The sequence below is a fragment of the Thalassovita sp. ABM4_323 genome (genome assembly GCF_056158665.1).
The window spans coordinates 2,399,627-2,413,613 of sequence record NZ_JBSWTS010000007.1 but is presented as its reverse complement, the minus strand read 5'-3'; the positions used below and the strand labels follow the sequence as shown (position 1 = coordinate 2,413,613).

Genomic DNA, 13,987 nt, shown 5'->3' with positions numbered 1-13,987 from the left:
GTCCAAGCAAGGAGCCCAGCTGTGGTTATGCAAGACACACTCACTATTTCTGGATCGCAGCCAGCCCTGGCCAACGTGGCGCTGGAAGGGCGCGGATTGGTCAAACGTTTTGGCAGTTTGCGCGCACTTGACGAGGTAAATTTTCAGGTTCGCGAAGGCGAGGCCGTCGGCGTTGTCGGCCCGAATGGTGCAGGGAAAACGACGCTTTTTGGCGCGCTGGCCGGGACGTTCCCGATCAGCAGTGGCGAGATCCGCTTTGAGGATCGCCCGATCACCTATGAAAGTGCCGAAGCGCGCTCTGCCTTGGGGATCGCCCGCACATATCAGGTGCCGCGCCCGTTTCTGGGCATGACGGTGTTCGAGAATGTGTTGATCGCGGCCGAGGCCGGAAAAAGCACCCCAAATGCCGAGGGCCCCGAAGCCGCCGCGCGCATTCTTGAACAGACCCAGCTGCTGCATCTGGCGAACAAGCCCGCCGCCGCAATCGGGTTGCTGGACCGAAAGCGTTTGGAGGTCGCCAGGGCCCTGGCGACGCGCCCCAAGGTCATCCTGCTGGATGAAATCGGCGGCGGTCTGACCGAAGCGGAACTGATCGCGCTGATTGAGCTGATCGACGGGCTGAAGGCCTCGGGCATGACCATCGTCTGGATCGAGCACATCCTGCATGCGCTGCTCAAGGTCGTCACGCGGCTGGTCTGCATGGCCGAGGGTCGCGTCCTGGCCGAAGGCGACCCGCAAGAGGTGATGCAAAACGCGGATGTGCGCAGCGCCTACCTGGGGAGCGACCCAGAATGACCCGTTTTGACGTCAAAGACCTGACCTGCCATCACGGCCAGCTGACCGCCCTGCGTGGGGTGAGCCTGTCTCTGAACGCTGGCGAGGTGCTGTGCATTATCGGTGCCAATGGGGCCGGTAAAACGACCCTGATGCGGGCCATGGCGGGGGCCCATGTGCCAACCAGCGGCTCCATCACGTTGAACGGCACAGATGTGACCCGCCAATCCAGTTTTGCCCGGTTCCGTGGCGGCATTTCGATGTCCCCCGAGGGGCGCAGGCTGTTCCCGGACATGACGGTGCGGGAAAACCTGATGATTGCTGCCGAAAACGGCCGCGATGGGGAATGGGATATCGAACGCGTGCTCGAGGCCTTTCCGCAGCTTCAGCCACTGATCAACAAGCTGGCGGGGGGGCTGTCCGGTGGGCAGCGCCAATCGGCAGCAATCGGACGCGCCCTGCTGGCCAACCCGGAGGTATTGCTGTTGGACGAGGTGTCGCTTGGGCTGTCTCCGGCGGCCATCGAGGGCGTCTATCAATCCCTGACCAAGATCAAGGAAGACCGCAAGATGATGATGGTTGTGGTCGAACAGGACCTGAACCGCGCCTTGGGGTTTGCCGATCAGGTGCTCTGCATCGCCGAAGGCGCGACTGAGCTGTACGGCCGACCTGAAGACTTCAGCAAAGACCAGATAACGGCCGCCTATTTCGGCATTCACGACCAGGAGACAGCCGATGCTTGAAAGCCTGACCCAAGCCCTGATCCAGGGCACCCTTCTTGGCGGCTATTACGCCATCATCGCGGCCGGGCTGTCGCTGATGGTGGGCGTGGTGCGCTTTATCAATCTGGCTCATGGCGACATGGCGGTATTGGGCGCGTTGCTGACGATCTCGCTGATCGGTCTGGGCCTGCCCGTCCTGTGGGCGATCCTGATCATGCTGCCCCTTATGGCACTGCTTGGCTGGCTGATGCATGCCGCCCTGTTTGAACGCGCCATGCGAGGCGGTTTCTTATTGCCGATCCTTGTGACGATCGGCCTTGGCGCGGCGCTGCAGAACGGGATGTTTGGTGTCTGGGGGTCGAACACGCGATCGCTTGGGGCCGACATCGGCAGCCTGTCCTGGGCCAGCTGGTTCCTGCCCGGCGGGATCATAGTCGGCAAGTTGCCCGTGATCATTTTCGTCACCGCTGTCGTGGTCATCGGGCTTTTGCATCTGGTGCTGAAGAAAACCAAACTGGGGCGCGCGATCCGCGCCACGGCCTCGGACCAGGAAGCCGCCGAGATGTGTGGCGTCGATGCCAAACAGGCGCATCGTGCGGCCGCCGCCATCGCAGTCGCGCTGGCCGCTTTGGCCGGGGTGTTTCTGGCGATGCGCGGTCAGGTCACGCCCTATTCGGGCCCTGCGCAGCTGATCTTTGCCTTCGAGGCCGTGGTGATCGGCGGCATCGGCTCGCTTTGGGGCACCTTGATCGGAGGAATCATCCTGGGCCTGTCGCAGGCTCTGGGTGGGCTGATTTCGGCGCAGGCCTCGTTGTTGTCCGGTCATCTGGTTTTCGTGGCCGTTCTGATCTGGCGCATCTACCGGCATTGGGCCCTGGATCAAGGTGGATTCAAGGCGTCGCTACAAGCAAAGCTGACTGCCTTTCAAATGAAGAGTGCGAAAGGAGAGCGCACATGACCCCGAAGAGCTTTCACCTGGCCAAGGTGCCCGCCCTGGATCGTAAACTGATCTATGTGGGGGGTCTTATTACCCTTGTATTGCTCGCCCTGCCCGCCTTTGGCTCGGCTCTTGTCGTGGACAAGCTGACGCTGTTGATGGTCTATATCATTCTGGCCGTGATGTGGAATTTGCTCGCGGGTTTTGCCGGGTTGGTCTCGGTCGGGCAGCAGGCGTTCATTGGCCTTGGCGGGTATTTCGTGCTGCGCTTGGTGGAAACAGGAACGCCGCCATTTGCGGCCATCCTTTTGGGGGGCGTTCTGGTGATTGTTGTGGCCTGGCCGCTGTCCTGGTTTGTGCTGCGTCTCAAGGCCGCTGAATTTGCCGTGGCCATGTGGGTGCTGGCCGAGGCCATCCGCTCGGTTATCATGTTCGATCCGCTGGTTCAGGGCGAAACCGGTCGATCCCTGGTCACGTTGAACGCTATTGATCCAGATCTGCGCCGAACAAGCGTCTATCTGATGGCCGTTGTGGCCATGATTGGCGCGATGATCATCAGCTATGGTCTGCTACGCGGCCGTCTGGGCGGGGAAAGCCAGGCCATTCGCGATGACGAGGAAGCCGCGGCCTCGATCGGGGTCAGCACCATGCGGGTGAAACGCATGATCTTTCTGATCTCTGCCGTAGGATGCGCGCTGGCGGGTACGATCTGGCTGGCTTCCTCGATCACCTATCAGCCGCGAACAGCCTTTGGGATCAACTGGACGGTCTTTATGTTGTTCATGGTGCTTGTTGGGGGCTTGGGCAGCTATCTGGGGCCCGTTATCGGGGCGGTCGTACTGTTTTTACTGCAACAGATCTTTGGCGATCTTGGGGCGTGGTATCTGGCAGGGATCGGCATCGTGGCTATCCTGTTTGCCCTGTATGCACCTCGTGGTTTGGTCGGGCTCTGGAGCGACAAATCCGGCCAAGAGCCCTTGTCCATGCGGCGTATCCTAGCGTCACAATGACCGCTTCTTGGGTCTGACACACCGGTTCGATTTGGTGTGGACAACGATCGAGGGCCAAGGGCGCCGTGCACAACTTTCTTAGGTTTTGGCACGGCGCCGGGGCTCGGTCTCCTTGATCCACCCAAGCGCGCCAACATGCACCGCGTCATATACCGCGCGCCCGACCGCTTCGCCGATTTCAGTGTGCAGGCCGGCATAGATCTGATCGCCCGTGTCAGCCGCAATGGCCACGCAATCGGTTCCGGTGCCCGTTGCAATGCCGGTCGGCAGAACGAAACCGGCGTCCATAACAGCAGCCGTTCGTGCCTGAACGGCGATGCTCATGGCCTCGAGTAGCGCCGCCTGGTTCAGACCGACATTCAGCCGCACCCCGATATTGATGGTGCCCCAATTATGGCCTGTATAATCAACTCGCTGACCGACGCGCTCGGCATTGGACAGGCCAACCGTGGCCACGACCTGGGCGGTCACATCCCCGACCCGAGCAAGGCTTTGTTCATAGTTCCTGATGTCGCGCGAGGTCAGCATCAGCACCGCATCCTGGGCGTTCTGATCCCTCAATTCGGCCTCAACCCATTGCGAGACATCCATGTCAGGGCTTAGATCCTTGTTCTTTACCTCGCGCCACAGAAGGCGCGACGCCAGAGTGTATCCGGGCTGATTGATTGACCAGCTGAGCACCTGCATCTTGCGCCCCAAATCAAAGGTCAACCACGGCCGCGCCAACCGAATATCGCTCATTCCAGGACCTCAAGCGGTTGGAACACCGGGCCCTGCGGCGTGTCCTGATGCCAGCCGGTAATGCCAAAGGCCCGCCCCATCAGATCTGGCGTCAGGACCTCGCGCGGGGGGCCATCCGCCAGGATACCGCCCTGCGCCAACAGGATCAGACGGGTGCAATGACGGGCCGCAAGACCAAGATCATGGATCGAGACGACAACCGATCGCCCCTCGTTGGCCAGTTGTCTGAACACCTGCATGGTCGAAATCTGATGCGCGGGATCCAGGCCCGCGATTGGCTCGTCTGCCATCAACAAAGGCGTGTCCTGTGCCAAAGCACGGGCGATCAAAGCGCGGGCTTGCTCGCCGCCTGACAGCCGCGAGGCCGCCCGCGCACGAAATTCTTCCAGGCCCAATCGGCGGATCGCGTCATCCACCAGTGCCTGATCCTGCGCGGGCAACCGTTGGCCGACCGCCAGATGCGGCAATCGTCCAAGGGCGACGATACGTTCGACGGAAACAGGCCAGGCGATCTCGCGCGATTGCGGCATCCAGGCCACCGCCCTGGCACGCTCGCGGGTGTTTAGCTGGGCCAGGTTGCTTGTGCCCGAATGCGGCAACAGGCCAAGGGCCGCGCGCATCAAAGAGGTCTTGCCCGCGCCGTTCGGTCCGATCAAGCCAACGAATTCACCGGTTCCTGTGCCAAAGGACACCTCCTGGAAAACGCTGCGGTTGCGCAGCGTGACCGACAGGTTTTTCACCTCAAGCAGCGTCATGGCAGCTCCTGGCGGGTTTTATAGATCAAATGCAGGAACAGCGGCGCGCCGACAATCGCGGTGACCACCCCCAGCTTCAGATCGCGTGTTGGCAGGATTAGGCGCACAGCAATATCCGCCAAAAGCAACATGATCGCCCCCCCCAGAGCCGAGGAGAAAAGCAACCGCGACGGCTGCGCCCCAACCAGTGGACGCAGGATATGCGGGACCACCAGACCGACAAACCCGATTACCCCCGCAACCGCCGTCATCCCCCCGACGATCGAGGCCGTACCGATCACAAGCAACAGACGCAGGCGCTTTAGGTTCACGCCCAGGGATTCTGCTGCGTCCTCGCCGAGCGTCAACGCATCCAACCCCCGCGCGGTCAGGGCAATAAGCAAGGCTCCGGCGGCGATAAAGGGAAAGGCCAGCCAGAAATGCGTCATCGAGCGATCCGCAAGCGACCCCATCATCCAGAACACGATCTCGTTGGCGGCAAACGGGTTCGGAGTCAGGTTCAGAACCAGCGATGTCAGCGCCGCGGCCAGCGCTGAAATCGCAATTCCTGCCAGAATAAGCGTGAGCGAGCCGCCATGCGGTCCGGCCAGCGCCATCACCAGAAAGACTCCGATCAGGGCCCCGGACAGGGCTGCGATGGGCAATCCCAGCGACGTCCCGACCGCAAAGCCGGTGTAGATCGCGATCACCGCTCCAAGCGCCGCTGATCCGGATACGCCGATCAACCCCGGCTCGGCCAGAGGGTTGCGCAGGTACCCCTGCATCGCCGCGCCCGACAGACCCAATCCAGCGCCAATGATCAGGGCCAGGGCGGCCCGCGGCAGGCGGATTTCCTGCATCACCAGCGACAGAGGGCCATAGCTGGGATCAAACAAGGCCCGCAGGCTGTCAGCTGCGGGCACATTGGCGGGTCCGATGGTCAATGACACCACAAACAGGGCCAGCATGGCGACGATCAGAAAAAGCTCCAAACGCATCAGTTTTCCTTCGCCTGCTTCCCGGCTTCAAAGGTTTTGCGGTCCTCGATCAACCGCGCGATCGCCCGCAAGACATGGGGGCTGCCGCAAACCCAATCGCTGTCGCTCATATTCGTGCGCGCCTGATTGGCGCGATAGGTTTCGATGACTGGATGCAACAATAGCTCTTCGGCGCGCGAGTAGCCATCATAAGGCGCCGAGCTGACCACCATATCTGGCTGCGCCATGGCCAGCAGCTCCAGCGGCAACAGCCCGCCCCGATCCAGGCCCAGCTCGACCGCGATATTGCGAAATCCGGCCGCACGCAGAATCTGCCCGGCCAAAGAGCTTTGGCCCGAGGTCCAGCCACGCGCCGCATACAGTGCTGCCCGGGGTCCCTGGGCCGACATTTTCTGTATCGCCGCCAGGTCCCGATCATATTCGGCGATCATCTGCGCTGCCCGCTCTTGCTGTCCTAAAACCGCACCGACCTGCGCAATCCGATCCCGCACATCCGCGAGGGACCACGAGGGTTCAATCACCGCCACGGGTATGCCCAGACGCTTCATCATGTCGACAGTAGCGCGGTTTGAATAACTGCCCGCGATCACAAGATCAGGTTGCAACAAATAGATCTCTTCGGCGCGACCGTGATTGGGAATATAGTTCTGAGCCTCGTCTGCCAGCGAGGACCCGCGCGGATCCTGAGCCAGAAACGAAACCGAAAGCAACTGGCCATCGCCCGCAAGCATCATGGCCAGTTGATCCGTGCAAAGATTCATGGACACGACGCGGCTTGGCTTTGCATGGCTGCCAGTCGCGATCATCACCGCAACAAACAGATATGAAAGCCAAGCGCGCATCATCTTAGAACGCTGATTTCAAACCGACATACGCAGTGCGACCACGTTTTGCAAAGCCCAACACATCGGAATAGACCACATCGCAGAGATTGGTAACACGCCCGGTCAGAACAACCGAGTCCGACAGGTTGTATTCCACCGCAAGATCAACCGTCGTGTAGTCGGGCAGCCGCACTGTGCCCCAAGGTGCAAAGAACCGAGACCCATAGTTCCCAACAACGCGGCGGATATCGGCATTGATGGACCCGCGACCGTTAAACGCTGCTAGCGTGGCCCCCAGTGACAGCTCGTGTTCTGGGCGGCGCACCTCGACCGACCCATCGGGGTTCTTTGCGTTCAGATAGGTATAGGACAGGCGCAGATCCAACGCGTCCGTAGCTTGCAGCTCGCCTGCGATTTCCAACCCTTTGCGGGTGCTTTCCCCTGCCTGGTTCCGATAGCTATAGATGGGTTTTCCGCTACCGGTTGTAGTGAGCGTGTCGTAGAACTCGATCTCGTTGGTGAGGGTTTCGTTGAAATAGGTCACATCGATCACCCCACGCCCCTGCCAAACCGGAACCTCGACACCGATGTCAAAGCTACGGTTCTGCTCGGGCACCAGGTTGGGGTTGCCCGCATAATAGCTGGTGACATAATCATTCGCGGCGAACAGTTCAAAATAGGACGGGTTCACCGACCCCGTTCCAGCCGAGCTGTGCAGGCGCACACCGTTGCCAAAAGCGTAAGACGCGCTGGCGTTCCAGGTTGTGACATCCTCAAACACGTTGTTGTTGTCGGATCTCACCCCGAGTTGCAGATCCAACCCGCTGTCAAAACGGCCACGGTATTCCACAGCGTAAGAGATGGTCTTGCGATTGAAGGCCGCATTGCTGGAACTTAAATCCTGTTCCAATTCAAAGATCGCATTCAGCAGGTGATTGGCGTCATCGACCGCGTCGTCCAAACCAATACTCAGCAGATGTTTCGCCGTTTTGGTTTCAGTTTCAGTGGGTGTTCCCCCAAAATAGGACTGATCGTAATCCGTTCTGTCATACGAAAGACGGTGAGTTGCGCGCCCGCCGAAGATTTGCAGCTCGGCAAAGATGCCAAACAGCTGTTCGTCGCGGTCGCTATAGGTCGCGGTGCTGTCTACGACGTAGGTGTCTGCGCTCGTGGCCAACCAGTTCGATGCATCATACTCGTAGTGCTCTTTCGACTTGCGGAAGGTCGCACCAATTTTCAACGCGTCGCCGACCTGATGGTCGCCCGACAGCTGAACCGTAGACCGCTCGATGCCGTCCTTTTCGCCACCGCTTCCAGAGTAGTCAAAGCCTTCGTCAACATCGCGCGACAGGTTCAGCGAGACGCCACCGCGTTCGGTGCGGGTTGAAACCCGTGCAGAGGCGCGAAAACCCGAGCCATACTCCAGGCTCGCACCGTATTCCGTGCCAATATCCCCCTTCTTGGTGATGATGTTGATCACGCCCGCCGAGGCATTGGACCCGTAATACACCGATTGCGGCCCGCGCAGCACCTCGATGCGGTCGATGTTCGCAGTGTCCAGCCCGGTCAAGATATATTCACCGTCCCCGCCCGTGGCCTCGATCCCATCAATCAGGATCAACGTGTGCGTCGACTCGGCCCCACGAATACGCACCTGGGTATAGCTGTCGCCTGTTCCGCTTACCGAAACCCCTGGCACAGCGCGTAAAGCATTCTGTACGGTCTTGATCCCGCGCGTTTCGATCTCTGCTGCCGTCAGAACACTGGCCGAGCGGCCAAAAGCCTTTTCCTCGATCGGAGTAAAGCCGCCGCTGAAGATAATGCTATCCAATACAGTTGCATCTTGTGCCAAAGCGCCCTGCGCGATCACCAAGGCAAGCGCGCTTGAGGCGCCAAATAGGTTCGTTTTCATTTTTCATCCCCTCGGCAGCACGCAGCCGCCGTACAATTCAGCCCGATTTCGAGCCAATAACAGTGATGTCCTCGGAGGGGTTCTCCGCAGACGGTGAAGCAATGCCACCACTACGGATAGTCCGTTGACCGCAACGCGCCCCGCGTTCGGACAGGGTGATCATTCTGGCAGGTCTCCTGACTTGCGGGTCGATGCTTACTCGGGCCTTCCCGCCTCTTATGCTGAGGCAGTGGCATATGCCGAAGTCGCTCGCCGCTTACAGTTGCGGGGGCAGTCGAGGCCTTGACGCTTGGCGCCGCACCTCATTCCCTATTCACCGGAGAGAATCCTCTCCGGACCAGAATGCCCCCTCTTAAACGTGTGGTAAAATTTGTGTCAAGCACGAGAGGGCATGTTTGCGCAATCGCAGCACCGCTCCTATGGCTGCGCACAGTACGCATCCAATTCGGCGACCTTACGCCCGTTTGCTGGTGCTGAGGGTATCGGCATACTCCACCAGAGCATCGCGTGTTTCGGCCCACAGAATGCGCAGCGCATCCGTCCACATGCCCCACTCGACTGTGCCTTGCTGGCGCAGTTTGGTTTCCAATTGGGTCAGCGAATTGCGCAGCCGCGTCGCCCCGATCATCGCCGCCGTGCCGGACAGATTGTGAACTGCCGTCAGCACCTCGTCCGTATCCAATCCCCCTGCCCGCTCCAGGTTTTCGACAAAGGCATCCCCTTCGCCGATGGCCCCCTCGACCACCAAATGCACGCGATCCGCAGGCATTGAGCTGACCAACTGATCCAGGACCGTGCGATCCAACGTCGTGTTGCGCTGCTGGTGGCGCTGCTCACCTCCTTGGCCGGTCAAGACGCTTCGAATGTTGCGGCGGCTGATCGGTTTTGACACGACCGCATCCATCCCAACCTCGCGATAGAGCTGGGCATCCTGATCCAGAACATGGGCCGTCAGCGCGACAATCCGCGTGTCCTGGTTCGCACCGCCCGAGCGAATTTCGCGCGTGGCCTCGACTCCGCCCATCACGGGCATGTTGATGTCCATCAGGATCAGGTCAAAGCCCTGATCCCGCGCGGCGTCTACTCCGATCCGACCGTTTTCCGCCTGGATGACGATATGCCCATCCTGCTCCAGCATTTCCTTCAGAACAAAGCGGTTGGTCGGGTTGTCTTCGACGATCAGGATGGACAGGCTACGGGTCTCGGCGGTGTCAGTTTCGAGCGCTTCGGGAACAAACTGCGCCACTTGCTCGACCGGAACCAGAGGCAAATGCACCCAGAACAAGCTGCCTTCGCCCGCGACGCTTTCAACCCCCAGCTCGCCCCCCATGACCGAAACAATCCGGCGCACGATTCCCAGCCCCAGGCCGGTCCCCTCGATCTGTGCGTTCTCATCACTTTGAGCCCGAACAAAATCGTCAAAGACCTGGGCCTGCTGCGCCGCGTCGATGCCAATGCCCGTATCAATCACCTGAAGCTCGAGCGTAGCGCGCGCGCCAGTCATGTGCAGGCTGGCGACCAGTTCGATCTGTCCATTATGCGTGAACTTCACCGCATTGCTCAGCAAGTTGGCAATGATCTGGCGCAACCGCATGGTGTCGCCCTCGAAATAGCCAAGATCGGCCGGAGATTTGCTCAACGTCAGCCGGTTGCCCTTGGCCTCGGCCGTGGGGCGCATCGAGGCGCTCACCTCGTCCAGCATCGCATCCAAATTGAACGGCGCATTGTTCAACGAGATCCCGCGGGCCTCGATTTCTGTCAGATCCAGAACCTCGTTCACATGCTCCAACAGCACCTTGCCGGATCGTTCCAACAACTCCAGATAGTGACGGTTCTTCTGTCCGCTCAGACGGTCCTTCATCAGATCGACAACGCCCAGAATACCATTCAACGGCGTGCGCATCTCGTGACTCATGACGGCCAGGAAATGCGCTCTGGCCTGTTCGCCGGCCACTGCTTTGTCCAAAGACGCCTTCAGCGCAGTCTCGGCCCTCAGGCGCTCGGAAATATCACGCAGAAAATAGACATAGACCGGGCGCTGTTCCAACGAGGTCGCCCCTTGTGACACCTCTAATGGCAGCGTCTGCCCGGATTGCGTTCGCCCGAACATCCGTTGACGAAACACTGTGTCTCCCTTGATCGGCAACTGCGCGCGCTGAGAGTTTTCCTCTGTCAGCATCGTGGAAAAATCCATGCCCAAGGCCTGCGCAGAACTATATCCCAACAACTGCGAGGCGGCGCTGTTGAACTCAAGCACCAGCCCGTCCGGATTGACCACCACGATGGCGTCCGGCGAGGTCTCGATGACCGTGGCCAGTCGTTGCGTGGTCAGCAGGTTCTCTTTGGCGCGGCGTTTGTAGATCAGATACAGGCGCGAGAACAAAACCGCCAAACCAAACAATGATCCGAACAAAATCAGTGAAACGATGCCGAGATTCATGACCAACTGAGCGGTCTCGCGCCGGTTGGTTTCAGTGGCCGTCATCAGAACGTAACTTGCATTCGTCACCACCCGGCGGGTTTCAGAGCGCAAATCGGCCAGGCTGGTCTGCAATTCTGCACGGCGGCGCAGCAACTCCGCGTCCTCGCCATCCATCAGCGGCAACAGCGCATTCAACCCTTGGGAAACACGTTCCAGCGCAATGATTTCGCCAGATTCGGTGATCGCAGAACGATATAGGGGGCTTTGCGTCAGCGTCCCAACGCGGCTGTAGAAAACATTGAACCGGCGGTGCAGCTCGGGTAAGGCGGGCGCGCCCTCGATCTGCAGTTGCTGGCTTGCTTTTTCAAGCTCCAGAAACTCGACCTCCAACTGCGCAATGGTCCACCCCACATTGTCGCGCCGCGAGACTTGCATTTTCTCAAGCCGCTCGGTCACCTGCAACCAGATCGGAATCAGCAAGCCCAACGAGACCAGCCCGGCCAAGGCCATAAGCCCGCCCTGCACCCAGCGGGCCTTGAGTTGTTGTTGGGAATTTCGCCCCATCGGAACCAGCCCTCGTCACTGCGATCGCAAACCATCGCGGGCCCGGATCAGACGACCCCAAGACTAGCGGTAAACTTCGATCCGGTCCAACTGCCATATGCTCTGCGCATAGACGGTTTCAGTTTGGAATTTGGCATCCGCGTCATACGGAAACACCACCCAAAGCGGCCCCTTGTCCCGCGCGCTCATGCGTTTTCCGTTCCACTCGTAGGCCACCAGCGGCCCGCCGGGGACAATGTCCTCCATCGGGATCTCGATCAGGTATTCGTTCAATGCGCTGAAATCCAGATTGCCCTCGGTGATTTTCAGATAGGCGATCAGATCGCTTAGCCAGACACCACGAAAGGTCTGCAGGCCCTCGGTCCAGATCGTCGAGGTACGAAACTCGGCAGCGGGCAGCGCGCGCACTTCTTGCAGGCTGACATGCTGCGTGGACACAGGTGTTTCCTGCTCGTCCAGAAAGACCACCTCGAGTCGGAAATCATCGTCTTCGTTCCCGCCAGCCCAAGCCGGGAATCCAACGGTCATCGCACATAGGAACGCGATCAAGATCCTAAGTCGCTGCATTTGTTGTCCAGATTGTTGCCCTACCACTATGACACAATTTATTGCTGTAGGATTTCGCACAGGTCTATAGCCCTATTCCAATGGATAGGTTAGGCTATTTGCTATTGGGGATAGCTTGAAAACAGCATATCCGCAGTTTCTGGAATATTTGCAGCAGTAATAACCGACGCTTTTTATGACACGTATTTTGATTGCAGATGATCACGAGCTGGTCCGCGGCGCGATATCGACTTTCCTGGAAAATTCGGCCGGGTTTCAACTGACGCAATGTGCAGATCTGAACGCCGCGCTGGACAGTATCGCCGCCCACGGGCCCTTTGATCTGGTGTTGCTGGATTACACGATGCCAGGCATGTCCCTGCCCGAAGGCCTGATCAAAGCCATCGAGGCCAACGCCCCGGCGCCGGTCGCAATGATTTCGGGGACGGCTTCGCCGGATATCGCCAGGCGCGTGCTGGAAAGCGGTGCCAAGGGCTTTTTGCCCAAAACGATGGCCCCCGAGACCCTGATCAGCGCCGTGCGCCACATCTTGGCCGGCGACATCTATGCACCACGACAATTCCTGGAATCTGAAAGCCTGCACCCGGATGCCCCTCGGCTGACTCCGCGTGAACGGGATGTGCTGAAAGGCTTGAGTGACGGAAAATCCAACAAGGAAATCGCCCGCGACCTTGACCTGCAAGAGGTCACAATCAAGTTGCATGTGAAAACGCTCAGCCGCAAATTGAACGCGCGCAACCGCACCCATGCCGCAATGCTGGGGCGCGATCTGAACCTGATCTAAGGGCGCAACTGCGCCAGATACGTGGCGCATCCCATCAGGCCAAGCTCGCCATCGGGGGCATAGAAAACCGGAATATGCGGCAACACGTCGGCCCCATTGTCGCGCGCCCCAAAGGCCTGCGCGAAGTCTAATTTCGACAACAACGGCCCCATCGCACGCCCAACACTGCCCCCCAAAATCAAGCCTCCCCAGGGCAGATGCGACAAAGACTGTACGGCACAGTATCGCGCCAAAATCTCTGCAAAACGCGCCAACGCCGCCTGCGCGATAGCGTTTTTTTCCTATACTCTGCAATGACTTCGGCGCCATTCTTGTCTGATGATCCACCGAAATACTCCCAAAGGCGTACCAATCCATCACCGGACAAGGCAGTCTCGATCCGCACGATCTCCGTACGCTCTCGTAGGGCGCTCAACAGCCTCAGATCCTCCGGGACTTCGACGGGCAACGGCCAAAAGCCAGAACTCCGCTGGCGGAACGAAAACGCGCCCATCGGTTTCATAGGCCACCGCTGCATTCACGCCGGTGCCAATCGACACGATCAAACGTGTAGCCCCAGATCCCGGCGCGGAGACAGGGCCGGCAATCTGGCGCAAGTCCTCGGGAGACAACCGGTGCAAGGCATATCCCTGCGCCTGCAAATCGTTCATCAGAAAAACGCGGCTTGCCCCGGTCATTGCGGAAATGTCGCGTTCGAAGATCCTCCATGGCCAGTTGACCAAATTCACAAACCCGGTGCGCACAGTGCCCGCACACCCAAGACATGCCTGATTCACTTGATCGCTGTGCCCGCCCAGATAGGCCCTCAAAACCTCGGGAAAACTGTTGAAATCGGCGTTGCGAAAACTCTGCTGGCTGTCCTGGAGCACCGTCCCCTCCGAGGCCAGCGCAAAACGGCTGTTGGTGCCACCGATATCACCGACCAGTCCCAGCATCTGTTCCCCCTTCACGCCGCGCGTGGGCACAGATTAGCCAGCCCGCTGCAAATGAAAAGGCCC

General features: G+C 59.5%; 14 protein-coding genes and 1 riboswitch. Of the genes, 5 read left to right on the top strand and 9 right to left on the bottom strand.

Going from position 1 to position 13,987, the window contains the following annotated elements; genetic code table 11:
• Positions 1–27 precede the first annotated feature (27 nt).
• The 4 genes from ACXADQ_RS14380 to ACXADQ_RS14365 are packed head-to-tail and all read left to right on the top strand — an operon-like array spanning position 28 to position 3,443.
• On the top strand, positions 28–795 hold the full coding sequence (locus tag ACXADQ_RS14380) for an ABC transporter ATP-binding protein (protein ID WP_475321968.1): 768 nt from the start codon (positions 28–30) through the stop codon (positions 793–795).
• Positions 792–1,517: an ABC transporter ATP-binding protein gene (locus tag ACXADQ_RS14375; protein WP_475321963.1), complete on the top strand. Its 726-nt coding sequence runs from the start codon at positions 792–794 to the stop codon at positions 1,515–1,517. Before ACXADQ_RS14380 ends, ACXADQ_RS14375 begins: the two co-directional genes overlap by 4 nt.
• Positions 1,510–2,454, top strand: a complete 945-nt coding sequence (locus ACXADQ_RS14370; protein WP_475321959.1) for a branched-chain amino acid ABC transporter permease — start codon at positions 1,510–1,512, stop codon at positions 2,452–2,454. The genes ACXADQ_RS14375 and ACXADQ_RS14370 overlap by 8 nt, the downstream gene beginning before the upstream one ends.
• A complete protein-coding gene (locus ACXADQ_RS14365; protein ID WP_475321955.1) occupies positions 2,451–3,443 on the top strand; it encodes a branched-chain amino acid ABC transporter permease in 993 nt (330 codons plus the stop codon). Before ACXADQ_RS14370 ends, ACXADQ_RS14365 begins: the two co-directional genes overlap by 4 nt.
• Before the next feature lie 78 nt (positions 3,444–3,521).
• On the opposite strand, the gene ACXADQ_RS14360 is transcribed toward ACXADQ_RS14365, so the two are convergent.
• The 7 genes from ACXADQ_RS14360 to ACXADQ_RS14330 form a co-directional block, all read right to left on the bottom strand.
• Entirely contained in the window at positions 3,522–4,184 is a 663-nt protein-coding gene (locus ACXADQ_RS14360) for an adenosylcobinamide amidohydrolase (protein ID WP_475321951.1), read from the bottom strand.
• On the bottom strand, positions 4,181–4,939 hold the full coding sequence (locus tag ACXADQ_RS14355) for an ABC transporter ATP-binding protein (RefSeq protein ID WP_475321948.1): 759 nt from the start codon (positions 4,937–4,939) through the stop codon (positions 4,181–4,183). The genes ACXADQ_RS14360 and ACXADQ_RS14355 overlap by 4 nt, the downstream gene beginning before the upstream one ends.
• Positions 4,936–5,916, bottom strand: a complete 981-nt coding sequence (locus ACXADQ_RS14350; RefSeq protein ID WP_475321946.1) for a FecCD family ABC transporter permease — start codon at positions 5,914–5,916, stop codon at positions 4,936–4,938. Before ACXADQ_RS14350 ends, ACXADQ_RS14355 begins: the two co-directional genes overlap by 4 nt.
• The gene (locus ACXADQ_RS14345) at positions 5,916–6,677 is read right to left on the bottom strand and encodes an ABC transporter substrate-binding protein (protein WP_475326088.1); all 762 of its coding nucleotides are present in this window, start codon (positions 6,675–6,677) and stop codon (positions 5,916–5,918) included. The genes ACXADQ_RS14350 and ACXADQ_RS14345 overlap by 1 nt, the downstream gene beginning before the upstream one ends.
• Before the next feature lie 85 nt (positions 6,678–6,762).
• Positions 6,763–8,652 (bottom strand): TonB-dependent receptor plug domain-containing protein, encoded by a 1,890-nt coding sequence (locus tag ACXADQ_RS14340; protein ID WP_475321944.1) that lies wholly within the window; start codon positions 8,650–8,652, stop codon positions 6,763–6,765.
• Between the two features lie 149 nt (positions 8,653–8,801).
• Positions 8,802–9,009: riboswitch (cobalamin riboswitch) on the bottom strand.
• Between the two features lie 97 nt (positions 9,010–9,106).
• Positions 9,107–11,638, bottom strand: a complete 2,532-nt coding sequence (locus ACXADQ_RS14335; RefSeq protein WP_475321939.1) for an ATP-binding protein — start codon at positions 11,636–11,638, stop codon at positions 9,107–9,109.
• Positions 11,639–11,701: 63 nt separating this feature from the next.
• Complete coding sequence (locus tag ACXADQ_RS14330) at positions 11,702–12,205, bottom strand: putative pterin-binding protein (RefSeq protein WP_475321936.1); 504 nt, start codon at positions 12,203–12,205, stop codon at positions 11,702–11,704.
• A 175-nt stretch (positions 12,206–12,380) separates the two neighbouring features.
• Here ACXADQ_RS14330 and ACXADQ_RS14325 point away from each other — a divergent pair, with 175 nt between their 5' ends.
• Complete coding sequence (locus tag ACXADQ_RS14325; RefSeq protein ID WP_475321932.1) at positions 12,381–12,989, top strand: response regulator transcription factor; 609 nt, start codon at positions 12,381–12,383, stop codon at positions 12,987–12,989.
• Here ACXADQ_RS14325 and ACXADQ_RS14320 read toward each other — a convergent pair.
• On the bottom strand, positions 12,986–13,258 hold the full coding sequence (locus ACXADQ_RS14320; RefSeq protein WP_475326087.1) for a glucokinase: 273 nt from the start codon (positions 13,256–13,258) through the stop codon (positions 12,986–12,988). The genes ACXADQ_RS14325 and ACXADQ_RS14320 overlap by 4 nt on opposite strands.
• An 87-nt stretch (positions 13,259–13,345) precedes the next feature.
• Positions 13,346–13,924, bottom strand: coding sequence for a glucokinase (locus ACXADQ_RS14315; protein WP_475321930.1), 579 nt, complete (start codon positions 13,922–13,924; stop codon positions 13,346–13,348).
• Between the last annotated feature and the right edge of the window lie 63 nt (positions 13,925–13,987).